Source organism: Thioclava sp. GXIMD2076, from assembly GCF_037949795.1.
Lineage (GTDB): Bacteria > Pseudomonadota > Alphaproteobacteria > Rhodobacterales > Rhodobacteraceae > Thioclava > Thioclava kandeliae.
The window spans coordinates 2,735,001-2,757,900 of the sequence record NZ_CP149932.1; the positions used below are offsets into that span (position 1 = coordinate 2,735,001).

The 22,900-nt window shown below is 61.0% G+C and carries 23 protein-coding genes; 10 read left to right on the forward strand and 13 right to left on the reverse strand.

Annotated elements, in window-relative coordinates; all coding sequences use genetic code 11:
* Nucleotides 1-617: 617 nt before the first annotated feature.
* The 4 genes from pssA to WDB91_RS13540 form a co-directional block, all read right to left on the reverse strand.
* Nucleotides 618-1,340, reverse strand: coding sequence for a CDP-diacylglycerol--serine O-phosphatidyltransferase (gene pssA, locus WDB91_RS13525; RefSeq protein ID WP_339113058.1), 723 nt, complete (start codon nt 1,338-1,340; stop codon nt 618-620).
* Nucleotides 1,341-1,350: 10 nt separating this feature from the next.
* Nucleotides 1,351-2,049: a phosphatidylserine decarboxylase gene (locus tag WDB91_RS13530; RefSeq protein WP_339113059.1), complete on the reverse strand. Its 699-nt coding sequence runs from the start codon at nt 2,047-2,049 to the stop codon at nt 1,351-1,353.
* A gap of 149 nt (nt 2,050-2,198) precedes the next feature.
* On the reverse strand, nt 2,199-3,104 hold the full coding sequence (locus WDB91_RS13535; RefSeq protein WP_339113060.1) for a methyltransferase domain-containing protein: 906 nt from the start codon (nt 3,102-3,104) through the stop codon (nt 2,199-2,201).
* Between the two features lie 132 nt (nt 3,105-3,236).
* Nucleotides 3,237-3,467: a sulfurtransferase TusA family protein gene (locus WDB91_RS13540; RefSeq protein ID WP_339113061.1), complete on the reverse strand. Its 231-nt coding sequence runs from the start codon at nt 3,465-3,467 to the stop codon at nt 3,237-3,239.
* Between the two features lie 121 nt (nt 3,468-3,588).
* Here WDB91_RS13540 and WDB91_RS13545 point away from each other — a divergent pair, with 121 nt between their 5' ends.
* The 4 genes from WDB91_RS13545 (at nt 3,589) to WDB91_RS13560 (ending at nt 8,678) form a co-directional block, all read left to right on the forward strand.
* The gene (locus WDB91_RS13545; protein WP_339113062.1) at nt 3,589-4,347 is read left to right on the forward strand and encodes a cytochrome c biogenesis protein CcdA; all 759 of its coding nucleotides are present in this window, start codon (nt 3,589-3,591) and stop codon (nt 4,345-4,347) included.
* Between the two features lie 188 nt (nt 4,348-4,535).
* Nucleotides 4,536-4,997 (forward strand): 50S ribosomal protein L13, encoded by a 462-nt coding sequence (gene rplM, locus WDB91_RS13550; protein ID WP_339113063.1) that lies wholly within the window; start codon nt 4,536-4,538, stop codon nt 4,995-4,997.
* A 2-nt stretch (nt 4,998-4,999) separates the two neighbouring features.
* Nucleotides 5,000-5,494, forward strand: a complete 495-nt coding sequence (gene rpsI, locus WDB91_RS13555; protein ID WP_339113064.1) for a 30S ribosomal protein S9 — start codon at nt 5,000-5,002, stop codon at nt 5,492-5,494.
* A gap of 556 nt (nt 5,495-6,050) precedes the next feature.
* Nucleotides 6,051-8,678, forward strand: coding sequence for a ribonuclease E/G (locus WDB91_RS13560; RefSeq protein WP_339113065.1), 2,628 nt, complete (start codon nt 6,051-6,053; stop codon nt 8,676-8,678).
* Nucleotides 8,679-8,822: 144 nt separating this feature from the next.
* Here the strand turns inward: WDB91_RS13560 and WDB91_RS13565 are convergent, their stop codons facing one another.
* The 5 genes from WDB91_RS13565 to purC form a co-directional block, all read right to left on the reverse strand.
* Complete coding sequence (locus tag WDB91_RS13565) at nt 8,823-10,151, reverse strand: sigma-54 dependent transcriptional regulator (protein WP_339113066.1); 1,329 nt, start codon at nt 10,149-10,151, stop codon at nt 8,823-8,825.
* A 24-nt stretch (nt 10,152-10,175) separates the two neighbouring features.
* A complete protein-coding gene (locus WDB91_RS13570; RefSeq protein WP_339113067.1) occupies nt 10,176-11,957 on the reverse strand; it encodes an ATP-binding protein in 1,782 nt (593 codons plus the stop codon).
* Between the two features lie 46 nt (nt 11,958-12,003).
* Nucleotides 12,004-12,672, reverse strand: a complete 669-nt coding sequence (gene purQ, locus WDB91_RS13575) for a phosphoribosylformylglycinamidine synthase subunit PurQ (RefSeq protein WP_339113068.1) — start codon at nt 12,670-12,672, stop codon at nt 12,004-12,006.
* Nucleotides 12,673-12,742: 70 nt separating this feature from the next.
* Entirely contained in the window at nt 12,743-12,982 is a 240-nt protein-coding gene (purS, locus tag WDB91_RS13580) for a phosphoribosylformylglycinamidine synthase subunit PurS (protein ID WP_339113069.1), read from the reverse strand.
* Nucleotides 12,983-13,103: 121 nt separating this feature from the next.
* Nucleotides 13,104-13,865 (reverse strand): phosphoribosylaminoimidazolesuccinocarboxamide synthase, encoded by a 762-nt coding sequence (gene purC / locus WDB91_RS13585; protein WP_339113070.1) that lies wholly within the window; start codon nt 13,863-13,865, stop codon nt 13,104-13,106.
* Between the two features lie 283 nt (nt 13,866-14,148).
* On the opposite strand from purC, the gene WDB91_RS13590 reads away from it, so the two are divergent.
* Nucleotides 14,149-16,290 carry a phosphatidylglycerol lysyltransferase domain-containing protein gene (locus WDB91_RS13590; protein ID WP_339113071.1) on the forward strand — a complete coding sequence of 714 codons (2,142 nt, stop codon included), beginning with the start codon at nt 14,149-14,151 and terminating at the stop codon, nt 16,288-16,290.
* A gap of 201 nt (nt 16,291-16,491) precedes the next feature.
* Nucleotides 16,492-16,650: a hypothetical protein gene (locus WDB91_RS13595; RefSeq protein WP_339113072.1), complete on the forward strand. Its 159-nt coding sequence runs from the start codon at nt 16,492-16,494 to the stop codon at nt 16,648-16,650.
* 53 nt (nt 16,651-16,703) lie between these two features.
* Here the strand turns inward: WDB91_RS13595 and WDB91_RS13600 are convergent, their stop codons facing one another.
* The 4 genes from WDB91_RS13600 to tatA form a co-directional block, all read right to left on the reverse strand.
* Nucleotides 16,704-17,501, reverse strand: coding sequence for an ATP-binding protein (locus WDB91_RS13600; protein ID WP_339114526.1), 798 nt, complete (start codon nt 17,499-17,501; stop codon nt 16,704-16,706).
* 299 nt (nt 17,502-17,800) lie between these two features.
* The gene (gene tatC / locus WDB91_RS13605) at nt 17,801-18,664 is read right to left on the reverse strand and encodes a twin-arginine translocase subunit TatC (RefSeq protein WP_339113073.1); all 864 of its coding nucleotides are present in this window, start codon (nt 18,662-18,664) and stop codon (nt 17,801-17,803) included.
* Complete coding sequence (gene tatB / locus WDB91_RS13610) at nt 18,661-19,158, reverse strand: Sec-independent protein translocase protein TatB (RefSeq protein ID WP_339113074.1); 498 nt, start codon at nt 19,156-19,158, stop codon at nt 18,661-18,663. The genes tatC and tatB overlap by 4 nt, the downstream gene beginning before the upstream one ends.
* 28 nt (nt 19,159-19,186) lie before the next feature.
* Entirely contained in the window at nt 19,187-19,414 is a 228-nt protein-coding gene (tatA, locus tag WDB91_RS13615; protein WP_339113075.1) for a twin-arginine translocase TatA/TatE family subunit, read from the reverse strand.
* Between the two features lie 244 nt (nt 19,415-19,658).
* On the opposite strand from tatA, the gene WDB91_RS13620 reads away from it, so the two are divergent.
* The 4 genes from WDB91_RS13620 (at nt 19,659) to serS (ending at nt 22,785) form a co-directional block, all read left to right on the forward strand.
* Nucleotides 19,659-20,297, forward strand: a complete 639-nt coding sequence (locus WDB91_RS13620; protein WP_339113076.1) for a MarC family protein — start codon at nt 19,659-19,661, stop codon at nt 20,295-20,297.
* Nucleotides 20,298-20,332: 35 nt separating this feature from the next.
* Complete coding sequence (locus WDB91_RS13625; protein WP_339113077.1) at nt 20,333-20,911, forward strand: TIGR02281 family clan AA aspartic protease; 579 nt, start codon at nt 20,333-20,335, stop codon at nt 20,909-20,911.
* 134 nt (nt 20,912-21,045) lie between these two features.
* Nucleotides 21,046-21,384 (forward strand): metalloregulator ArsR/SmtB family transcription factor, encoded by a 339-nt coding sequence (locus WDB91_RS13630; protein WP_339113078.1) that lies wholly within the window; start codon nt 21,046-21,048, stop codon nt 21,382-21,384.
* Nucleotides 21,385-21,495: 111 nt separating this feature from the next.
* Nucleotides 21,496-22,785, forward strand: a complete 1,290-nt coding sequence (gene serS / locus WDB91_RS13635; RefSeq protein WP_339113079.1) for a serine--tRNA ligase — start codon at nt 21,496-21,498, stop codon at nt 22,783-22,785.
* Nucleotides 22,786-22,900 lie beyond the last annotated feature (115 nt).

Consider the following 22,900-nt stretch of genomic DNA (forward strand, 5'->3'; position numbering starts at 1 on the left):
ATAAACGCTTCTGCTTATCGTTCCACTTGCGTGATACCGACAAACAGTGAAGCTGACACTCACATCATCGAGCCGAAACCCTAGTGAGCCGATATACAGACGTTCATTTAGTCGATCATAGACCAAACCGCCCGCATATCTCTTCAGTAAAACCATCAATGTCAAAGAGCCGAAGACAAAAATCAACAGCAGCACCCAATCCCTCAGGTGCGAACCGCAAACCTCATCTTCCGAATGTCTATCGCTTTAACCACCCCAAACCGTCTCTCTCGATCCCGTCTGCCGCGGCCTCCGCGCCCCGCTGCGTCGTCTGCCGCTGCGGTGAAGCGGTATTTACGGACAACACCCAAACACCGCAACCCCTTTTTCAACGAAAATCATAAATTCATACAAAAATTCAAATAACATACTGAAATATATATATTTGTTTTTCAGACCAATACTGCCCATATTTTAACCACCGCTCCAGAAAGAGGAGTTCAGGGCGTGCTTTTCCCTCATAAGGCGGCAGAATCGCATTCATTCACACCTTTTGCACCCTCCGGCATAAGGCCGGATATGGAAAAAGCCTGCCACTATCCGGCAGGCTTTTCGAATTCTCCCGTTCTGGCGGCAAGTCAGAAGAGACGCCCCTTTGCCCGGAATATCGGCGGCACAAGCAGCACTATATAGATACAGCCACAGATAACCGTCAGTAGCCAGAAACGGGTGAAAATCATCCCCATCATCACGACCATCGCCATAAAGAGGAAGATGGTGAGCCCTTTCGGGATACGGATGGCCTTGGGCGAGATCGTCTTGATCCGCGAGATCATCAGAAGCCCCACGATCCCGACCCAGATCGCGACCGCCACCGGCATCTGGCGCGCATCGGCGATCCCCGAAAGTGTCAGGAAAACCGGCATGAGGCAGAGCCCCGCACCAGCCGGAGCGGGAACTCCGGTGAAATGGCGCATCGATTCCGGCTCGGAGCGCATCACGTTGAAGCGCGCGAGGCGCAGGCACCCTGCCCCCGCGAAGGCCAGCACAAAGACCCAACCGAGAGAATTGGTCTCGCCTAGCGCAAACTGATAGACCAGCAGCGCCGGCGCGACCCCGAAGCAGAGAAAATCGGACAGGCTGTCCAGCTCGGCCCCGAATTCGGAGGTTGCCCGTAAACGGCGGGCCAGCAGCCCGTCCATGCCATCGATCACCGCCGCCAGCACGATCAGGACTACCGCCGTCTCGAATTTGCCCGTCATTGTGAACCGGATCGAGGTCAGCCCAAGGCACATGCCCGAGATTGTGACCAGATTGGGGATCAACTGCAGGAATGGTAGCCTGTCTTCGCGCTCGGCCATCTTGCCCTCCTTAACGCTGGCCGCCCAGTCGCGGCTCTTCTGTCGATGTGAGATCAGCTAGCACGGTTTCCCCCGCAATCATCGTCTGACCGATCACAACCTGCGGCGAGACGCCTTCGGGCAGATAGATATCGAGGCGCGAGCCGAAGCGGATCAGACCGAAACGCTCGCCGGTCAGCAGGCTCTGCCCCTCCTTGGCCTCGCACAGGATGCGGCGCGCCACGAGACCCGCGATCTGCACCACACCATAGGACCGTCCGTCCTGCATCTGCACCGCCAGACCGTTGCGCTCGTTCTCGGAGCTTGCCTTGTCGAGCGACGCATTCAGGAACTTGCCCGGATGGTAGGCGACGCGGGTGATCTTGCCCTCATAGGGAAGACGGTTCACATGGCAGTTGAACACGCTCATGAAAACCGAGATGCGGGTCAGCGGCTGATCCCCCAGCCCCAGTTCGACCGGCGGCACTGCGGGCTCCAGCAGAGAGACGATCCCGTCGGCGGGCGAAACCATCAGGCCGTCACGCAGCGGCGTGACCCGCTCGGGGTCGCGGAAGAAATAGTAGCACCACACGGTGAGGCCGACACCGATCCAGCCCAGAGGCTCGCAGATCAGGAACAAGACCACCGTCACAGCGGCGAAGATCGCGACGAACTTGCGCCCCTCGCGGTGCATCGGCTTAATGAAGGTAGAAAGCATTGAGACGGACATAATGGCCCTTTCTGGTGTTTTTCCGACAGCTAGGAAAATCCGGGCGGATATGCAAACCGTATCATGCCTTTGTCGCCGCGCCCAGAGCTCTACCCGTTGCTCTGCCCGCCGCTTCGGCCGGGCGCGGGAGCGGCCCTTGTGGCCGGATATCAGGCGAGCGCGGGCCGGTCTTCCTCGGTCACGTAGCGTTCGGCGGCCTTGGCACGGCGCCGCGCCTGCACCACCAGCCCCTCGATCGGCATGCCGCGATCAAGACGCAGCCAGTCCTTTTCGATCACCGCATCAAATCCCGCAAGTTCCAACAGCTCTGCCAGATGCGCCTCGGAATGAGCATAGCGGCGCGATGGGCGCAGCAGATAGGCTTCGGCGCCATCATGGCACTCGACGGTAAACGCCAGCCGCCCATCCTCGCGAATCGCCCCCGAACACCAACCGATGATCTGCTCGAGCGCGCCAAGATAGGCAAAGACATCGGCTGCCGTGACCAGATCCCACGCATCCCGCACCGGCGCGAGTGTCCCCAGATCGCGCTTTTCAAGCACCTGATAGCACCCTTTGGCCTCGGCCTCGCGCAGCATCTCTGACGAGATATCCCAGCCTTCCAGCCACTCGACACGATCCGCAAGCGCCAGCCCCATAAGCCCCGTGCCGCAGCCCAGATCGAGCCCACGGCTGTAAGTACCCGCAAGACCTGCCGCGATCAGCTCCGGCGCGCGGTATTCGAGCTTCTCGACAAGCGATTCCTCGAAACCCGCCGCATATTGGTCGAACAGTGCCTCGACAAAAGCGACCGGCATCGCGTTGGAGAGCGAGCGTGGCATCAGCAGGTCGAGCTTCAGACTGGCGCCAAGCGTATCCGCCGGATCGAGTTCCAGAACCTGCTCGAATGCCTGCTGCGCCTGTGGCAGCCCCGCATCGGCACGGATCTCGCCCAACCGGAACCATCCCGCCACCCAGCCGGGCGCTCGCTCAAGCGCCTGCTCGTAAAGCTCGGCTGCCGCTTGAGGATCATCGGGAAGATAGGATTCGGCATAATCGGCACGGCGATCTGCCAAGAGATCGCCTGACGTCATCGCAAAGGGAATCATGTCGGTAAAACGCCTTGAGACGGAGCCAATTCTCCGTCAGCGCGCTTTATTCGACCCGTAGGACAAGTCAAGAAAATATGCACCACCAGAGAGACGCGCTTACTTGCGCCGCACGAGATAGGTGAGCACCTCGCCCCTCTCCTCTGCGCGGATCATCTCATGGCCCGTTTGCGCGCAGAAATGTGGAACATCCACCCATGAGGCGCCATCGGTTGCTTCCAGAAGCGCCACGGCCCCCGAGGGTAGCCCCTCGAGAACCTTACGCAACCGCAGCACCGGCAGCGGGCACAAAAGCCCCTTGGCATCGATCCATGTCGTATCATCATCCATGCCTCGAAGATGGGGATGTAGGCGAGTGTTGTCTACCGCTCTTTTATCCGCGTGAACATCTTCGTGACCGTCGCCGATAAGGGAAGTGACCGACACAGAAATCTAATGTATGCGATCTTGCATGTTAGATGCACAGCTTGTCCTTGATGCCGCCTTCCTCCCTGCCCTGCTTATTGCGGTGCTGGCAGGAGTTTTGTCCTTCCTCAGCCCCTGCGTGCTGCCGATCGTCCCACCTTATCTTGCCTTCATGGGCGGGGTATCGGTCTCGGATATGCAGGGCGGCCAATCGAGCGCGCGCGGCAAGGCGCTGCTGGCGGCGGTGTTCTTTGTTCTGGGATTGTCGACGGTATTCCTGCTCATGGGCATTTCGGCCTCTGCGCTCGGTCGCGCGCTTGGTCCCTACCAGGAATGGCTCACGAAAGGCGCAGCCATCGTCGTGATGGTCTTTGGCGCGCATTTTATCGGCGTATTCCGCATCGGGTTCATGGATCGCGAGGCACGTTTCAACACCGGCGATACGGGTGGCTCGGCACTGGGGGCCTATGTGCTGGGGCTTGCCTTTGCGTTCGGGTGGACCCCCTGCCTCGGCCCGATCCTCGGGGCGATCCTCAGCGTGGCAGCCTCCGGCAGCGATGTAACACGCGGGGCCGGGTTGCTGGCTGCCTATGCGGTGGGTCTGGGCATTCCCTTCCTGCTGGTCGCCGCCTTCTTTCCCAAGCTTCAGGGAGTGATGCGCTGGATGAAACGGCATATGGGCCGGATCGAGAAGATCTCGGGGCTACTTCTATGGACCGTCGGTCTGATGATGCTGACCGGCCAGTTCACCGATTTCAGCTTCTGGCTGCTCGACACCTTCCCCTTCCTCGCGGTGATCGGCTGACCTCCCCCGATCATATGGATTCTACGGCCTGCCCCCCGAATAACTCGTCAAATATTGGGGTATTTTAATACCTAAATTGTAAGACTTTGTTTTATATCAATTTTATAGCAATCAATGGGCTTGCTTTTAATCTGAAGATCGTGGAAAAGCCCCCAATCTGAATTCACAACCCGTCAAGGGACGATCTTATGAACACCTATACCGCAAAACCGGCGGAGATCGAAAAGAAGTGGATCCTGATCGACGCTGAAGGCGTCGTTCTGGGCCGCCTCGCGTCGATCGTCGCAATGCGTCTGCGTGGCAAGCACAAAGCCACCTTCACGCCGCACATGGACATGGGCGACAATGTCATCATCATCAACGCCGACAAGGTGCAGATGACTGGCAAGAAGCGCGAAGACAAGACCTACTACTGGCACACCAACCACCCGGGCGGGATCAAGTCGCGCACCGCGCGCCAGATCCTCGAGGGCAACCACCCCGAGCGCGTCGTGATCAAAGCCGTCGAGCGTATGATCTCGCGTAACCGTCTGGGCCGCGCCCAGATGTCGAACCTGCGCGTCTATGCCGGTGCCGCGCACCCGCATGAAGCACAGTCGCCCGAAGTTCTCGACGTCAAGTCGCTGAACAAAAAGAACACCCGGAGCTGATCATGGCTGAAGAACTCAAATCCCTCGACGATCTGAAGTCGGCCGTATCGGGCGTTGAAACTGCTGGCGAAACCACTGTTTCGATCCACCGCGAGCCCGTCCGTGATGCGCAAGGCCGCTCCTACGCGACCGGCAAGCGTAAAGACGCAGTTGCACGCGTGTGGGTCAAGCCGGGCACCGGCAAGGTCACCGTGAACGGCAAAGAGATGAAGGAATACTTCGCTCGCCCCGTTCTGCAGCTGATCGTGAACCAGCCCTTCGGCATCGCAGGCGTGGAAGGCGAATTCGACGTCTACGCGACTGTTGTTGGCGGCGGTCTGTCGGGTCAAGCAGGTGCCGTGAAGCACGGTATCTCGAAAGCCCTTCAGGTATACGAACCCGCTCTACGCCCGGCGCTGAAAGCCGCAGGCTTCCTGACCCGCGACTCGCGCGTTGTTGAACGTAAGAAGTTCGGTAAGCGCAAAGCACGCCGTTCGTTCCAGTTCTCGAAGCGCTAATCTTCGCGACAATACTTTCCGAAAAGGGCCTGCCGCCGCGCAGGCCCTTTTCTTATGTCCGGACCCACACGGTCATATTTCTCACAAAGAGCGTAATTTTAGGCCGCCTGACCTTCCGATAAACCTTTGTTAACCATTCGTTGACGAAAAACAGATTGTGTTTTCCACAAGGCAACGTCTATTGTCGTAATTATGTTGGTGTATCGTCACGCGATGTGACCCACACCCACGGATTTCGCTGACTTCCGGTCGGAAGGTCTGCGCGGCACTCGCGCGGCCCCGTCCAGGATCAACCGATTGGCCGCAAGGCCGTAGCCACGCCGGGCAACCCGCTCATGGGAAGAACGGCAACAGTTTGGGGGCAGATCTTAGGGTCCTACCCCGCTTTTAGGATGAAACGCGATGACGCGAGTGGATAGACCAAGGAAGATGTCGGGCAGGCCAAACGCCGCCGCCTTCCCTCTGGCACCTCGCGCTCACGCCCCAAAAACAGACCACAGACCCCGCCCGCCCGGCTTATGCCGCGTGCGGGTGCCTCTGTGGGAAAGCAGGATAAATGGCAAAGAAGATGCTGATCGATGCCACGCACGCGGAAGAAACCCGCGTGGTGGTTGTGGACGGGAATAAAGTCGAGGAATTCGATTTCGAGACGATAAACAAGCGCCAACTCGCGGGAAATATCTACCTCGCGAAAGTGACGCGGGTCGAGCCCTCGCTTCAGGCAGCGTTCGTTGATTACGGCGGAAACCGCCACGGATTCCTCGCATTCGCCGAGATCCACCCCGATTACTACCAGATTCCCTCCGCTGACCGCGAGGCGCTCCTGGCCGAAGAACAGGCCATGGCGCAATCCGATGACGAGGAAGAGGACAAACCACAGCGTTCGCGCCGCCGTCGCCGCTCTTCCCGCAAGGATGACAGCCCCGCAGCTCAGGCCGAAGCCGCTGCCGCAGATGAAACTCTGCGTTCGGAAGACATTCCGGGCATGGGTGTTGCCGATCCGACCGACGAGGACGACCAGCACGAGGATCAGGGCTCGCTTGACGATCTCTCGGATGATCAGGATGACGATAACGCCTCCGAGAGCGATGACGATATCGAGTCGGTTGCCGAAGAAGATGTAACCGAAGAGATCCGCCGTCCGCGCAAGCCCCGCGCACGCCGCTTCAAGATTCAGGAAGTCATCAAGGTCCGCCAGATCATGCTGGTCCAGGTCGTCAAGGAAGAGCGCGGAAACAAAGGCGCGGCCCTGACCACCTATCTCTCGCTTGCAGGCCGTTACTGCGTTCTGATGCCCAACACCGCGCGTGGTGGCGGCATCTCGCGCAAGATCACTAATGCACCCGACCGCAAGAAACTCAAGGAAATCGCCTCGGAACTGTCAGTTCCGCAGGGCGCGGGCCTCATCATCCGCACGGCCGGCGCTCAGCGCACCAAGACCGAGATCCGCCGCGATTACGAATACCTTATCCGCATGTGGCAGCAGATCCGCGAACTGACGATGAAATCGGTCGCCCCTGCCCCCATCTATGAGGAAGGCGATCTGATCAAACGCTCGATCCGCGATCTCTACTCCAAGGATATCGACGAGGTTCTGGTCGAGGGCGAGCGCGGCTACCGTGCGGCCAAAGACTTCATGCGGATGATCATGCCCTCGCATGCGAAGAACGTGAAGCACTATGCCGAGGCGCTGCCGCTTTTCGCGCGCTATCAGGTCGAGGGCTATCTGGCCTCGATGTTCAACCCCGTAGTGCAGCTGAAATCCGGCGGTTATCTGGTGATCGGCGTGACCGAGGCCCTCGTGGCCATCGACGTCAACTCTGGCCGTGCCACCAAAGAAGGCTCGATCGAGGAGACTGCGCTCAAGACCAATCTCGAGGCCGCGGAAGAGGTCGCCCGTCAGGTGCGCCTGCGCGACCTTGCCGGTCTGATCGTCATCGACTTCATCGATATGGACGAGCGCAAGAACAACACCGCCGTCGAAAAGCGGATGAAAGACAAGCTCAAGACCGACCGCGCCCGCATCCAGGTGGGCCGTATCTCGGGCTTTGGCCTGATGGAAATGTCGCGCCAGCGTCTGCGCCCGGGGATGATCGAATCCACGACGCAGCCCTGCTCGCATTGCCACGGCACGGGCCTCATCCGCTCGGATGACAGTATGGCGCTGCAGGTCCTGCGCGCAATCGAGGAAGAAGCTACCCGCAAACGCGCCCGCGAGGTGCTGGTGCGTGTGCCGGTCGCCGTGGCCAACTTCCTGATCAACCAGAAGCGAGAGCATATCGCGCTGATCGAGAGCCGCTATGGTCTGTCTGTGCGTATCGAGGCGGATCCGGCGCTTGTCTCGCCCGATTACACGCTCGAGAAGTTCAAGACGGCCACGCGTGTGGTGGCGGAAGTGACCTCGAATGTGGTCCATGCCAGTGCCGAATTCATGACCGAGCTCGAGGAGTTCGACGCCGCCATCGACGCGGAAACGGCGGATGCGGAAGACGAGGACGCACCGGAGACCCTGACAGACACTCCGAGCGATACGACCAGCGAAGAAGGCCCGAAGAAAAAGAAACGCCGCCGTCGTCGCCGCCGGAAGTCCAACGGTGAGCAGAACGGTATCGAGGGTGAGTCGGATGACGAGAGCGCCGAGGATGCGGACGACCTCTCCGAAGAGAGCGCGGAAGACGAGACGGTAGACACCGAAGAGGCCTCCAAACCGAAACGTTCGCGTTCCCGCTCGCGCCGCCGCTCGAAATCGGATGCGGACACCGATGCCGAAGCGGATGCCGAGCCTCAAAAGGCGGAAGAGGCAGCGGAGCAACCGGCTGAAGAGACTGCACCGGAAGATTCACCCAAGCCGAAGCGCACTCGCTCGCGGAGCCGGAGCCGCTCGCGCAAAGACGAGACCGAGGCCGCATCAGAGGCATCGGCGAATACGGTGGAGAACGCGCCTGTTCAGGCAGAAGAGGCGCCCGTCGCAGAGGCCGCGCCCGCGCCCGCCGAGCAACCTGCCGCCGAGCCCGTTGCCGAGGCTTCAGCGGATGAGGGGCTGGCCGAGATCGCCGCGCCTGCCGCGCCGGTCGCGCAAGCCGAGACCACGCCGGAGCCTGCACCCGAACCGGCAATGGCGGAAGATCAGCCCGACGCGCCCACCGCTCCCAAGCGTCGCGGCTGGTGGAACGCAGGAAATTAACTTACGGAGGCCGGGCTCAGTCCCGGCCTCTTTCCTATCCGGTGCGTGCATCATTCGGGTCCCCCGCCTGCAACCACCCGATATTAAAAAAGGCGGGGTAGCCCCCGCCTTTTTGCCAGTCGAAAAGTCCTTGCCCGAACGGGGTCAGAGGTAGTCCTGACGGGCCAACCCGTATTTGGCCATCTTCTCGTTCAGCGTCCGGCGCGGTAGGCACAGCTCGTCCATCACGCTGGCAATCGAGCCCTTATGGCGGCGCATCGTATTATCGATGAGCATCTTCTCGAAATTCTCGACATATTCCTTGAGCGGCTTGCCCTCGGTGGTGATGGCCGGAATCGAGCTGTCATTGTCATCGGTCATCAGAAGCGAGGCGATCGAGCCCGACCCCCTACGAGACTGCAGCACGGCACGCTCGGCCACATTGATCAGCTGGCGCACATTGCCCGGCCACGGCGCCTGCAGAAGCTGGGCAGCTTCCTGTGCCGTCAGCTCGGGCGTGTCGCAGCCATATTCATCGGCAAACTGCTCGGCCAGACGCGCGAAGATGGTCAGCACATCCTCGCCACGGTTGCGCAGCGGCGGCAACGTGATCTTCAGCGCGGCCAGACGGAAATAGAGATCGGGACGCAGCACATCCTCAAGCGTCATCCCCTCGCCATGCTGGTTACAGATCGCCACGATCCGTGTCTCGGCAGGCACCCCCTGATCGGAGATGAAGGTCAGAAGGCGCGCTTGCAGTGATTGTGACAGCGCCTCGATATCCTCGAGGCAGAGCGTGCCACCACGGGCCTTCTCCACCAGCGGCAGGCCGCTTTCGACGGGGCCGAATAGCATCGACGCAAGATCTTCTTCGGAATAGGCCGCGCAGGAGACCGTCACCATCGCCTTGCCCGCGCGCGAGCCCGTGGCATGGAGCGCATGCGCCACCAGCGTCTTGCCGGTGCCCGTCTCGCCATCGATCAGCACATGGCCATCGGCCTGGCTCAGATCCAGAATATCCTCGCGCAGACGCTCCATCGGCTCGGACGTGCCGATCAGCTTGCCGATCATCTGCTCGCCATTGGCCAGATCCTTGCGGATCGCACGGTTCTCGAGCGTCTGGCGGCGTGCTTGGGTCGCGCGCTTGGCCAGTTCGTTCATCCGGTCCGGATCGAAGGGTTTCTCGAGGAAGTCCATCGCGCCCAAGCGCATCGCCTCCACGGCCATCGGCACATCGCCGTGGCCGGTAATCATGATCACCGGCAGACCGCTATCCACGCCCATCAGACGCTTGAGGAATTCCATGCCGTCCATTCCCGGCATCCGGATATCGGAGATCACCACACCGGGCCAATCTGCCCCGATTTCCTTCAGCGCGGCCTCGGCGCAGTCATAGGTGACCGTGTCAAAGCCGGACAGCGCGAGCCATTGGCTGACGGATTGGCGCATGTCTTCTTCATCATCGACAATCGCAATCTTCATCATTCGTGACATATCGTTCTCCGTGGCGCGTTCAGGTCAAGCACGCTCTTCATCTGTTATTGTTTCATCCGAAAGCAAAGGCAGGCGCAATTCGAATACGGCGCCCCCCGCTTCGGCATTCCGAGCCGTTAGACGGCCGCCAAGGTCGCTGGCGATCGAAGACGAAATCGCCAGCCCCAATCCGGTTCCCTCTCCGGGCTTCTTCGTCGTCCAGAAAGGCTCGAAGAGTTTCTCGAGATCCGCGATCCCCGGCCCGTTATCACGCACCGTGAGAACCGCCTGCGCCCCGTCGGAGAGCAGGATCTCGATCTGCGGTTCGGGAGTTGACTTCGTGGCATCCAATGCGTTGCGCAGGAGGTTGATGATCACCTGCTCCAGCCGGATCCGGTCGGCGGTGACCATGACTGCATTGCGCGGTAACGTGCGCGTAATCTGCACCGTGCGCGATTTCAGCTGCGGCTCCATCATCGAAAGCGCCGACGAGACCGCGTCGCGCAGATCCACCGGCTCGAAGGCCGTCCCGCCCTTGCGGGCATAGGATTTCAGCTGGCGGGTGATCGCGCCCATCCGGTCGATCAGATCGTCGATCCGCTGGAAGCTGGTCATCGCCTCCTCGCCACGCTTGCGCTGCAGCAGGAGCCGCGCGCCCGCCAGATAGGTCTTCATCGCGGCCAGCGGCTGGTTCAACTCGTGACTGACCGAGGCCGACATCTCGCCCAGAGCCGCCAGTTTGGAACTCTGTGCCAGCGTCTGCTCGGCCACGGCGAGTTCCTTCTGCGCCTTCTCGCGTTCGGCGATCTCGCGGGTCAGGCGAGCATTGAGCGCGCGCAGTTCCTTCGATTCCTGTCGCAGCGCCAGAGACTGCATCCGCGCCCTGCGCGAGAGCCAGTAAAAAGCCAGCGCGAGGAAAATGGCAAAGCCCATGATCTCGAGCGCCAGCACAGCATTCACCCGCTCGCGGACCGAATCATAAGAGGTGAAAGCGATCATCTTCCAGCCGCGGAACGGGATGCGGGTATCGGTCTGCATCACCCCCGCACCGCCCAGATAGGCATCTGGCGGTTCATTGGCAAAATCGGCGGTGGCCTGCAGCGCGCGCTGGATGGCGGTGGGCGCATCCCGCGCCTCCAGCGCCTCGGCCATCGTCAATCCGCGCCAACGGGGTTCGGTCGTCAGGATAATCTTGTTATCATTATTGGTGACGGCCACCGCATCCGAAATCCCGGCCCAGGCCCGCTCGAATTTCGCGAGATCAGCCTCGACCACGATCACGCCCAAGGGGGTGCCATTGGCAGTAAGGAGCCGCGAATAGTTGAACTCGGTGCCGGTGCTCTCCATGGAATCGGTGGTGAAGACCGTATCGCGCGAGCGTTGCGCCTCCACGAAGAAGGGCGCCGAGGCATAGCTCGTGCCGATCAGGTTGCGGTTGGTGGCCGCGACCACCCGCCCCGACAGATCCAGAAGCCGCACCGAGGCGGCCGAGACGTCATCGCGAGCGGAGATCAGGGCCGCCGAGGTCTCCGAGAAATCGCCGCTCGAGAGCGAGCGCGTCAGCGCCGGATCGCGCGCCAGCAGCAGCGGCACGATCGACATACGCTGCAATTCCGAGATCAGGTTCCCTGAATAGAGCGCCAGGCGCAGCTCTGTGCGCACGCGGGTCGTCTCGGTAAAACGCTGGGTAAGCCACGCATTGGTGAACCACATGGCCCCGGCAGCAAGGCACAGAATGCCCAGAACTGCCAAGCGCACAAGAATACGCCCGCGTCGTGTCCGATCGCGGGGCGCAGGTCTTGTCTCGAGGGTCAAGGTGCTCGCCATGGGCCAAATTTAGGCGATGGCCCAAGGCGCAACAAGTGTCAAAGCTTCACGCGGTGACGAGACCGTCCAGCAGGGAGCGGAAAAGCGCCGCCCCGTCGGTGCCACCATGATTGGCATCCACCGCCCGCTCGGGGTGGGGCATCATGCCCAGCACGCGGCGGTTTTCGGACAGCACACCGGCAATATCATCAACCGAACCATTGGGGTTGGCGCCATAGCGGAAGGCCACACGGTCCTCGCCCTGCAGCGCCTTCAGCCCTTCGGCGTCGATCTGGTAATTGCCGTCATGGTGGGCGATCGGAATCAGGATCTCCTGACCTTTGGAATAGCCCGCCGTAAAGGCGCTCTCCTGGGTGGAGACCACCAGCGGCACCGGCTTCGAGATGTATTTCAGCCCGCCATTGCGCATCAAAGCACCCGGCAGAAGGCGCATCTCGGTCAAGACCTGGAAACCGTTGCAGATGCCGATGACATAGCCGCCCTTGCCCGCATACTCCACCAGCGCACGCCCGATCGGCGATTGAGCGGCGATCGCGCCACAGCGCAGATAATCGCCATAGGAGAACCCGCCGGGGACGCCCACGACGTCCACCCCTGCCGGCAATTCGGTTTCTTTGTGCCAGACACGAATGACCTCGGCACCGGCTTTCTCGAAACCGACGATCAGATCACGGTCGCAATTCGACCCGGGAAAGGTGATGACGGCTGCCTTCATGGCGGGGCTCCTGTCTTCCAGCTGCGCTAAACATTGCGGAGGAGAGCGCTGCGCTCTCCCCGATCTCGTCTCAGACGATTTCGACCGTGTATTGCTCGATCACGGTATTGGCCAGAAGCTTCTCGCACATGGCCTGCACTTCGGCTTCGGCAGCGGCCTTGTCGGCGGCGTTCAGATCAAGCTCGATCACCTTGCCCTGACGGACGCCTTCGACGCCCGCAAAACCGAGCGCGCCAAGCGCGTGGCGAACAGCTTCACCTTGCGGGTCCAGAACCCCATCCTTGAGCATCACGTGAACGCGGGCTTTCATCGGTGTCATCCTCTGCAAGTCTTGAGGGCAGCGCGCTGCCTTTTGGTCTGTCGGGACCGGGCCTGCCGGTCCCTGTTCAATTTGTGTCGGTCCCGCCCACAAGGACAAGACCGCGGTTTGGTCAATTGATCAGCGTCGGCGCTGCGCCATTGCCCTGCTCGGGCAGCACGCCAAGACGTTTGGCCACTTCGCTATAGGCGTCTGTCAGGCTGCCCAGATCGCGGCGGAACACGTCCTTGTCGAGCTTCTGGCCGGTTTTCACATCCCAAAGGCGGCAGCTGTCGGGGCTGATCTCGTCAGCCACGATAAGGCGCATGAAATCGCCTTCCCAGATGCGGCCGATCTCGATCTTGAAGTCGACCAGCTTGATGCCCACGCCAAAGAAAATGCCCGACAGGAAGTCGTTCACGCGCAGCGCCAGCGCCACGATGTCGTCGAGATCCTGCTGACTCGCCCAGCCGAAGGCCACGATGTATTCTTCCGGAACCAGCGGATCGCCGAGCGCGTCGTTCTTGTAGCTGTATTCCACGATCGGACGCGGCAGCGGCGTGCCCTCTTCCAGACCCAGACGCTTCGCGATGGAGCCTGCGGCGAAGTTGCGCACGATGACTTCAAGCGGCACAACCTCGACCTGACGGATCAGCTGCTCGCGCATGTTCAGACGGCGAATGAAGTGGTTCGGGATACCGACATTGGTCAGACCGTTCATGAAGAATTCGGACAGGCGGTTGTTGAGCACGCCCTTACCGTCGATCACGTCCTTCTTCTGCGCGTTGAATGCCGTGGCATCGTCCTTGAAATACTGCACCAAGGTACCCGGCTCCGGGCCTTCGAACAGGATCTTCGCTTTACCTTCGTAAATCTTCTTGCGCCGGGGTGCCATGTGCTCTCCACTCGGATGATGACCCGGGCACGCCCCATGCGCGCCGATCGGACAGTCGGGCCAATCATGCCCTTTCCCGCCCCTATAGGCCAAGCCCTCTTTCCCCGCAAGCCTGCAACGCAGTCCAAAGGTTCCCGACAAGGCATTTCGCAGGGTTTGCGGTCTGTCGCACGGCAAACCGGCACAACCTCCGCCTGCCTGTCGAATGCTCTGCTCAGGATTATTAAGCTCGTGTAAGGGCATTGTGCCTAATCTTGCCGGCAAGACATGGACGGAGAATGTGATGCGGCATTACGGCAAGGTTACCGGAGACGATGCAGCCCGAGCAAAGGCCTGGCCGGAGCGGCCCGCGACCACGGCGCGCGAGGCGGTTCTGCCTGCACAGAGCCCCCCGAAAGCCGAGATCATAGCCGAAACGGCGCGCCTTCTGGATTACGAAGGGGCGGAGCACCTTGCCGATGACCCGCAACAGATCGCGCCCAGAACCCAGTCGTTGGCATGGGGCAAGGCGATCCGGCGCCAGATTGCGGCTATCGTCATGCTGGCCTGCTTTGCGTGGATCCTGCGCGACCGTGTCACGGGGCTCGATTATGCCGCGATTCTCGCCTCTCTCGGGCAGGTTTCGGCATGGCAATGGCTGGGCGCCGCACTGGCGACGCTGGCCTCGTTCGCCGCCCTGGCCAATTACGATGCCCTGATCCACAAGATCATGGATACGGGGCAGAACGAGGGCCAGAGCAAACGCGCAGGCTGGGTGTCCATCGCCATCTCGCAGACCGTAGGCTTCGGCCTGATTTCGGGCGCGCTCGTGCGCTGGCGCATGTTACCCGGTTTCTCGATGATCGAGGCCTCCAAACTGACCGCCATGGTGGCCGCTACCTTTCTGGCGGGGTGGGCCGTCGTCACGGCGATGGTGGTGATCGTCACCCCCGTGCAGCTGCCGGGCCTGCCGATCTTCGCACTTCAGGGTTTCGCCCTTTTGGGACTTCTCTTGGGCGGCGCGGTCGCGGCCCTCGCTCTATGGAATCCGGTGGTCAAAATCGGCAAATGGCAGCCACGCCTGCCGAGCTTGCCGGTCATGGGACGCATCCTGTGGCTTACCATCGCCGATACCGCCTTCGCTGCGCTGGCGCTTTGGGTGCTGATGCCTCCCGATACCGTCCACCCGCTGATCGCGCTCTATCCGGCCTTCCTGCTGGCGCTGGGTGCAGGGTTCATTTCCGGCACACCGGGCGGCGTCGGGCCGTTCGAGGTCACGCTGCTCATGCTTCTGCCGGGCGCCGAACAGGCTCCGCTTCTGGCCGCGATCGTTGCATGGCGGGCCGTCTATTACGGCGCGCCTGCCGCGCTGGCGCTGGCGGTACTGGCACTGGGGGCGCCTGTGCGGCACATTCCGCCGCGTGGCCGTCTCGTGCCTGCCGCGCCTGAATATACTCCCCGAATCGCGGAGCTCGCCCGCCTGAGCCCCCATGCCGAATTCGGTATCTTGCGCCAGGGTGAGCATTTCGTGCTACTGGGCGAGAATATGCGCTCGGGCTGGATGGTCGGACAGACGCAGCAGGCGCTTGTGGGAATGCGCGACCCGGTGGGAGAGACGGACCTGCGCGAGATGCTTCGCGCGCTGCGGATCGAGGCACGCGCGCAGGGCCGTCTGGCCTGCCTCTACAAGGTCCATGCACGCACCGCACTCGAGGCGCGCAGGCTTGGCTGGTCGGTGGTGCCGGTGGCACAGGAATGCTGGCTCCGGCCCGACCGGTTCACGCTTGACGCCCCCGCCATGTCGGGACTGCGGCGCAAGCTGCGCAAGGCAGCCAAGGCGGGCCTTACCTGCGAGCATTGCATGACTCAGATGCCGATGGCGCAGATGTCCGAGGTCGCCACCGAATGGACCACCGCACGCGGCGGCGAGAGAGGCTTTTCCATGGGCCGTTTCACCCCCGATTATGTCAGCGAACACGAGGTTGTTCTGGCATGGTTCGATGGACGGCTCGTAGGATTTGCCAGTTTCCATGCCAATGATCATGAATGGGCGCTGGATCTGATGCGCACCAGTGATGACGCCCCCGACGGCACGATGCACCAGCTCATCGTCACCGCCATCGCGGCCGCCCGTGAGATGGGTTGTCCACGGCTCTCGCTTGCGGCTCTTCCTCCCCGTCCCGACCAGATCGAGGGACCCGCCGCCATGATCTGGCGGCGCGCCGAGAGGGGTCATGGCGCGGCGGGGCTACGCCAGTTCAAGATGGGTTTTGCTCCGCATCTCACCACGCTCTATGTCGCAGCCCCCTCGGCTTCGGCACTTGCGCTGGCCTGTGCGGATATCGCCCGTATCATCCGCAAACCGCCCGCCCTCCGACCGGCGCGCGATCCGGATGGATCGGGCGTCTGGACACATGAGATCACCGATCGCGGCGGAGAACATTAGACTCGCGGTAGGGCCTACTTTGAGTCTTCGGCTCTGACAGGGCCGGACGTATCGCAACCGCCAAACTGCCCGCGCTTTCACAGGCCTGCATAATCAACAGGCAGATGTCGCAAGGATGTGATGGTTTTCACGGTTTCCGGAAGAGGGAAGATCTTTTCTTAATTCTTCGCCGCCCCATAATAGGAAAGTAAGGAGATTATCATGCCGTTGCCGACCTTTCTCTTACTCCTCGTCGCTGTCATTACTGCAGCAGGGGTCACGCTTTGTCTGGCAGTCTCGCTCGGGGTGCCGGCGCCCGCCCTTGCGCTCGCGCTTTTATGCTGTGTGGGCGTTGCGCGCATGATGGAGCGGGTCGAGTAGACATCGGCATATCGGCTTCCGCGGGGCCGCAAGGACCGGACCCCGCGTAATCCTCAGATCGCTAGACCCTGACGACCGGCAAGATCGGTGACGAACTGCCATGCCACGCGCCCCGAGCGCGACCCGCGCGTGGCCTGCCATTCGATCGCTTCGGCACGGAGCATCTCGTCGGAAATCTCGATCCCGTAGGTATCGCAATAAGCACGGATCATCTTGAGATAATCATCCTGCGAACAGGGATGGAAGCCCAGCCAGAGGCCGAACCGGTCAGAAAGCGAAACCTTTTCCTCCACCGCCTCACCCGGATTGATCGCTGTCGAGCGCTCGTTCTCGATCATATCGCGCGGCATCAGATGGCGACGGTTCGATGTGGCGTAGAGGATGACATTGGCAGGCCGCCCTTCGATCCCGCCATCGAGAATGGCTTTCAGCGATTTGTAATGGCGGTCATCGTGATCGAAGGACAGATCATCGCAGAACAGGATGAAGCGGACATCCGGCGCCGCGCGGAGATGCGCCAGCAGCCGCCCGACCGATGGCAGATCATCGCGCGACAGTTCCACCAGCTTCAGCGGCAGTCCCTGCGCCACAGCCTGCGCATGCGCCGCCTTCACGAGCGAGGATTTCCCCATCCCCCGCGCGCCCCAGAGCAGCGCGTTATTGGCGGCCCCACCGCGGGCAAATTGCAGCGTATTGGCCAGAAGCGTGTCGCGCGAGCGTTCGATCCCCTGCAACAGCTCGAAGGCCACGCCATTCACCTGGGCCACCGGATCCAGCCGGTCCGGCGCCGTGCGCCATGCAAAAGCGGTGGCCGCGGTAAAATCGGGCGCGGGCATCGGCGCGGGCGACATCCGCTCCAGCGCATCGGCGATCCGCCCCAGTGCGTCAGCGCGACTGACGCGGGGCGAGACAGTGGCAAGATAGTCGAGAATCCGGCCCTCCTCCGCGTCGCCGAGTGGCCGCTGACCATCAAGAAACTGCACAAGAACATCCTCGCGCAGCCCCGTGGCCGTCCCCAGATCCTGATTGGTCAGATTGCGCCGTGCCAGCTCGTGTTTCAGATCTTGGCGATGCATCGGGCTCCTCCTTCGAAATCGACCCCGGACATGCAGAGCATCTCCGGGGCCTTGTCATTCATCGTGCCGGACGGTCAGGACGATCTGGTCTCGTCGTCCCCATCGTCTTCCTCGTCTTCATCGACCCATGTGCCATCGGCCCGCATCCGCGCTTCGCGGTTCCGTTCGATCCGCCGCACTAGGAAGATCGACACCTCATAGAGCCCATAGACTACCACGAAAAGGATCACCTGCGAGATCACATCCGGCGGTGTGGCAATGGCAGCAACGATCAGGATCGCGACCACCGCATATTTGCGCACACTGGCAAGCCCTGCAGCCGAAACCAGCCCCGCCTTTCCCATCAGCGACAAAAGCACAGGCAGCTGGAAACAGATTCCGAAGGCCATGACGAATTTCACGGTCAGCGAGAGATATTCCTGCACCGAACCCTGGAAACCGATAGCCGCCATGTCATTGGCCGCCTTGCCCTCCGGCGTGAAGTTGCCCTGCTGGAACCCCAGGAAGAACTGGAAGGCCAGCGGAAGAATGACGTAATAGGCAAAGGCCGCACCGAGGAAGAACATCACCGGCGAAGCGATCAGGAAGGGCAAAAAGGCGTTCTTTTCGGTCTTGTAGAGGCCAGGCGCAACAAACCGCCACATCTGATAGGCGATCACCGGGAAAGACAGTGCGAAACCGCCCATGAAGGAGATCGTCACCGCAACAAAGAAACCTTCCTGCAGCTTGATGAGATACAGCCCGCATTCCTGCCCGCGATCGGCAAGCGCGCCGCAGATCGGGTGGGTCAGGAAGTTGAAAATCGGGTTCCAGACCGTGTAGCAGGCCACCATCGCAACGATGAAAGCGGCCAGTGAATACAGGATACGGGTGCGCAGCTCGGCAAGATGCTCGATCAGCGGCGCGGCGCTATCTTCAATATCATCCTCGGCGCTCATGGCGTCTCTTTTCTTTTCTCGTCAGCGCTTGCCGCCCTGGTGACGGGCTCCGGAGCCTCGGCCTCGGAGACGGTGACCGGCAGATCCGGCTCGTCCTCGATCTCGTGGGGCGCGACATCACTTGCCGTGCTTGCGGGATCGGGGCTCTCGAGATTGGGATCGGGCTGGGCAACAGGGGCGCTGGTCTTTTCGACCTTCTCGGCCTTTTTGGGCATCGAAGGCTGCCACTTTTCGAACTTGTCCGTGGCACGTTCCAGAGCATCAAGGCCAAGCGCCTTTTTCGAGGTCATCCCCTTGAGCTCTTTTGTTGTCTCGGCGATGCCGGCCTGATCGGCCGCATCCTCCATCGCCCGCGAAAATTCGCGCGCCATGGCTTTGGCCTTACCCGTCAAACGGCCAAGGGTCCGAAACATTACAGGCAAATCCTTCGGCCCGACGACGATCAATGCGACCACGCCGATGACCAGAAGTTCGCTCCAACCGATATCAAACATTCAGGGCCTCCAGCCGCTGGCTCGCAGCTCAGACCTTGTCTTTCTTGTCCTCGGGGGTCACGTCACGAGCGTCAGTTTTCGAGGGCTCGTTGCTGGCATCCTCGATCTCGTTCGAGCTGTCCTTCACGCCTTTCTTGAAGGCCGTGATCCCCTTGCCGACTTCGCCCATCAGCGACGAGATCTTGCCGCGTCCGAACAGGACGAGAACCACAACAGCGATCAGAAGAAGGCCCGGAAGGCCGATATTGTTCAGCATAGTCTACTCCACACGCGCGGCCGGAGCACACAAGGCTTTGCGGCTCAGACCAAATCGGAGACAACGTTTATGGCCTCGGGCCCCGCAATCAAACCCCCAATCGTGCCAGTTGACATGAATTTTAAGCAACAGCTCCGGATTCGCCCAATATCTAGGCAACCATTTTTCGCTCCGACGGAATCGACACTGGCCCCAAAAGACCGGCTATGGCACAAACAGTGTAAGTTGAATTTTCGGGGATCAGATGCCAGCCACCGACTATCTTACCGCTTTCGTGACGCTTTTCGTCGTGATCGACCCGATCGGTCTGGCGCCCGTCTTCATCGCATTGACCAGCGGCGTGCCCGCGGCCAAGCGCCGGAGCATCGGGTTTCGGGCCGTAACCATCGGCGCGGGGTTGCTGACCCTATTCGGCCTGTTCGGACGGAATATTCTCGATGGAATCGGCATTTCCATGCCCGCTTTTCGCATTGCGGGCGGTGTCTTGCTGTTCCTGACCGCGCTCGACATGCTGTTTGAACGCCGCACCAAACGCCGCGAGGGACAGGGCGAGGAGCATGTGCAGGACCCCGATCATGATGACCCCTCGGTCTTCCCGCTTGCCACACCGCTAATCGCCGGACCCGGCGCTATGGCGTCGATGATCCTGCTGATGGGGCAAGGCGATGGTAGCACGTTGCACATCCTCGCCATTCTGGGCGTGATGCTGGCCGTGCTGGCCTGTGTAATGGCGCTTTTCGCCATCGCCGCGCCGGTGGAGCGGCTTCTTGGCCGGACGGGCGTGATGGTGGTCACGCGGCTTCTGGGCATGCTGCTTGCCGCGCTTGCCATCCAGTTCATCCTCGACGGCCTGCACCGTGCAGGCGTCACCGGCGTGCTCTAGCGCATTGTTTCCGATTTCTGGATAGCGGACATACGATGACAGGCGACGATATCGGTCAATTTGTCTATCTGATCCTTCTGCTGACGGTGGTTGGCGGCTATGTCATGTTCGATTTCCGCCGCAACCTCTCGCGCAGGCTCCAGCAACTGGCGGTCTGGGCCCTGCTCCTGCTGGGGCTTCTTGCCGCGATGGGACTGTGGAGCGACATCCGCAAAACGGTACTTCCCGCACAGGAGATCGTGGGCGAGAACCGGATCGAGGTCCCCAAATCCGCTGACGGCCATTTCTACCTCGTCGCCAAAATCAACGGCACGCCGGTGCGCTTCGTCGTGGATACGGGGGCCACCAATATCGTGCTGTCGCTCGCGGATGCCCGCAAGGTCGGCATCGACCCCGACCGGCTTGCCTTCATCGGCCGTGCCAGCACTGCCAATGGAGTGATTCGAACCGCTTCCGTCCGGCTCGACAGCATCGAAGTGGGGCCGATCCATGACACCGACGTCCCAGCCAGCATTAATGGGGGCGAAATGGACGGATCATTGCTCGGAATGACCTATTTGAGCAAATTCGCGCGCATCGAGTTCAATCGTGATAAGCTTATCCTTGAGCGCTAAGGCTTTATTTGCGATCAAACGAAATAAACATTATATTAAAACATATTATCTGATGAATCTTCTTCCGGCCATGTATTTGTGCAGCGGCCCGATCTGGCAGGATGCCAGCCACCAAACACGAAAGGATCGCTACAATGGTTCCGGCCTCGGATGTGGCGCAAAATGATGAAGTGACAACACTGTCGCCCGAGGAGATGACCCATCGCGCGCGCGAGGCTGCATGTCTTCTCAAGGCGCTGTCCCATGAGGGGCGCCTGATGATCCTGTGCCACCTGACCGCAGGCGAACGCTCGGTCAGCGACTTGGAGGTGCTATTGAATGCCCGTCAGGCCGCCGTTAGCCAGCAACTGGCGCGTCTGCGTCAGGACGGGCTGGTCTCGACCCGCCGCGATGGCAAGACCGTCTATTATTCGATCCGCGACGAACGGGTAAAACGTCTTCTGACCACCATGTACGAGTTGTTCTGCGTCTGACGGGGCGTGTTTTCCGGTCACGCACCTGCATTGAGCACGATCGTGATCTTTTCCCTATGACCAAATAGGGATAAAGCCTGTGACGCAATCACAGCGATTTAGAGGACCGTCATGCACGATATTCGCGCGATCCGTGAAAACCCCGAAACCTTCGATGCCGCTCTGGCACGCCGCGGGCTGGAGCCGATGTCGGCCACGATCCTCTCGATCGATGAAGCCCGCCGCCGTGCAATCCAGACCGCCGAGGAAGCCAAAGCCGAGCAGAACGCCGCCTCCAAGAAGGTCGGCGCCGCCAAAGCCGCTGGTGATGACGCAGAATTCGAGCGTCTGCGCGGGCTTGTGGCCGAGAAAAAGGCCGAAGTGGCCGCCATGCAGACCGAAGCCGGTGCAAAAGATGCCGAGCTGCGCGATCTGCTGCTGACCATCCCCAATCTCGTGCTTGACGAGGTGCCTGAAGGCGCGGATGAGGATGATAACGTCGAGATCCATAAGTGGGGCGAGGTTCCGAGCTTCAGCTTCAAGCCGAAAGAGCATTTCGAGCTGGCGGGCGTTGGCACCAATATGGACTTTGAAACCGCGGCCAAACTCTCCGGCTCGCGCTTTGTGGCGCTGCGTGGCGGTGTGGCCCGTGTGCACCGCGCCTTGGCGCAATATATGCTCGACCTGCATGTCGACAGCCATGATCTTGTCGAAAACATCACCCCCGTTCTGGTGCGTGATGAGGCGATGCTGGGCACCGGCCAGCTACCGAAATTCTCGGAAGACAGCTACCAGACGACCAATGGCTGGTGGCTGATCCCCACCGCCGAGGTCACGCTGACCAATTTCGCCAGCGGTGAGGTCTGGGACGAATCCACCCTGCCGCGCCGCTATGTGGCCCATACCAACTGCTTCCGTTCCGAGGCAGGCTCGGCTGGTAAGGACACCTCGGGCATGCTGCGCCAGCACCAGTTCGAGAAGGTCGAGATGGTGACCATATGCCATCCCGAAAAAGCCATCGAAGAACACGAGCGTATGGTGAAATGTGCCGAGGCCGTGCTCGAAGGGCTGAACCTGCCCTACCGCCGCATCATCCTGTGCACCGGCGATATCGGCTTTGGTGCGCAGAAGACCTATGACCTCGAGGTCTGGCTGCCCGGTCAGGACACCTATCGAGAGATCTCCTCTGTTTCCACCTGCGGCCAGTTCCAGGCCCGCCGGATGAATGGCCGCTTCAAGCCCGCAGATGGCGGCAAGCCGGAATTCATGGCCACGCTGAACGGATCGGGTCTGGCGGTGGGCCGGTGCCTGATTGCCGTGCTGGAAAACGGCCAGCGCGAGGATGGCTCGGTGGTTCTCCCCGAGGTCTTGCATCCCTATCTGGGTGGCAAAACGATGCTTGTCGACGGGCGTCTCGTTTAAGCGTCACGACATCCGCATGACAGTTATATGAAATCTCTGCGCTCCCATGACATGGATCATGGGAGCGTTCTGCATTTTGTGTTAATCTCGGGGCCAGGCAAAGCCAAGGGAGTGC

Excerpts from the sequence above, each read along its gene's own strand:
- WDB91_RS13630 (WP_339113078.1), top strand. The coding sequence starts at position 21,046 with ATGGTTCCGGCCTCGGATGTGGCGCAAAATGATGAAGTGACAACACTG.
- WDB91_RS13595 (WP_339113072.1), top strand. The coding sequence starts at position 16,492 with ATGCCGTTGCCGACCTTTCTCTTACTCCTCGTCGCTGTCATTACTGCA.
- tatC (WP_339113073.1), bottom strand. The coding sequence starts at position 18,664 with ATGAGCGCCGAGGATGATATTGAAGATAGCGCCGCGCCGCTGATCGAG.
- purQ (WP_339113068.1), bottom strand. The coding sequence starts at position 12,672 with ATGAAGGCAGCCGTCATCACCTTTCCCGGGTCGAATTGCGACCGTGAT.
- WDB91_RS13545 (WP_339113062.1), top strand. The coding sequence starts at position 3,589 with ATGTTAGATGCACAGCTTGTCCTTGATGCCGCCTTCCTCCCTGCCCTG.
- WDB91_RS13540 (WP_339113061.1), bottom strand. The coding sequence starts at position 3,467 with ATGGATGATGATACGACATGGATCGATGCCAAGGGGCTTTTGTGCCCG.
- WDB91_RS13590 (WP_339113071.1), top strand. The coding sequence starts at position 14,149 with ATGCGGCATTACGGCAAGGTTACCGGAGACGATGCAGCCCGAGCAAAG.
- tatA (WP_339113075.1), bottom strand. The coding sequence starts at position 19,414 with ATGCTGAACAATATCGGCCTTCCGGGCCTTCTTCTGATCGCTGTTGTG.
- WDB91_RS13620 (WP_339113076.1), top strand. The coding sequence starts at position 19,659 with ATGCCAGCCACCGACTATCTTACCGCTTTCGTGACGCTTTTCGTCGTG.
- pssA (WP_339113058.1), bottom strand. The coding sequence starts at position 1,340 with ATGGCCGAGCGCGAAGACAGGCTACCATTCCTGCAGTTGATCCCCAAT.
- serS (WP_339113079.1), top strand. The coding sequence starts at position 21,496 with ATGCACGATATTCGCGCGATCCGTGAAAACCCCGAAACCTTCGATGCC.
- WDB91_RS13565 (WP_339113066.1), bottom strand. The coding sequence starts at position 10,151 with ATGTCACGAATGATGAAGATTGCGATTGTCGATGATGAAGAAGACATG.
- WDB91_RS13570 (WP_339113067.1), bottom strand. The coding sequence starts at position 11,957 with ATGGCGAGCACCTTGACCCTCGAGACAAGACCTGCGCCCCGCGATCGG.
- WDB91_RS13560 (WP_339113065.1), top strand. The coding sequence starts at position 6,051 with ATGGCAAAGAAGATGCTGATCGATGCCACGCACGCGGAAGAAACCCGC.
- rpsI (WP_339113064.1), top strand. The coding sequence starts at position 5,000 with ATGGCTGAAGAACTCAAATCCCTCGACGATCTGAAGTCGGCCGTATCG.
- WDB91_RS13530 (WP_339113059.1), bottom strand. The coding sequence starts at position 2,049 with ATGTCCGTCTCAATGCTTTCTACCTTCATTAAGCCGATGCACCGCGAG.
- purS (WP_339113069.1), bottom strand. The coding sequence starts at position 12,982 with ATGAAAGCCCGCGTTCACGTGATGCTCAAGGATGGGGTTCTGGACCCG.
- tatB (WP_339113074.1), bottom strand. The coding sequence starts at position 19,158 with ATGTTTGATATCGGTTGGAGCGAACTTCTGGTCATCGGCGTGGTCGCA.
- WDB91_RS13625 (WP_339113077.1), top strand. The coding sequence starts at position 20,333 with ATGACAGGCGACGATATCGGTCAATTTGTCTATCTGATCCTTCTGCTG.
- purC (WP_339113070.1), bottom strand. The coding sequence starts at position 13,865 with ATGGCACCCCGGCGCAAGAAGATTTACGAAGGTAAAGCGAAGATCCTG.
- rplM (WP_339113063.1), top strand. The coding sequence starts at position 4,536 with ATGAACACCTATACCGCAAAACCGGCGGAGATCGAAAAGAAGTGGATC.
- WDB91_RS13600 (WP_339114526.1), bottom strand. The coding sequence starts at position 17,501 with ATGTCGCCCGCGCCGATGCCCGCGCCCGATTTTACCGCGGCCACCGCT.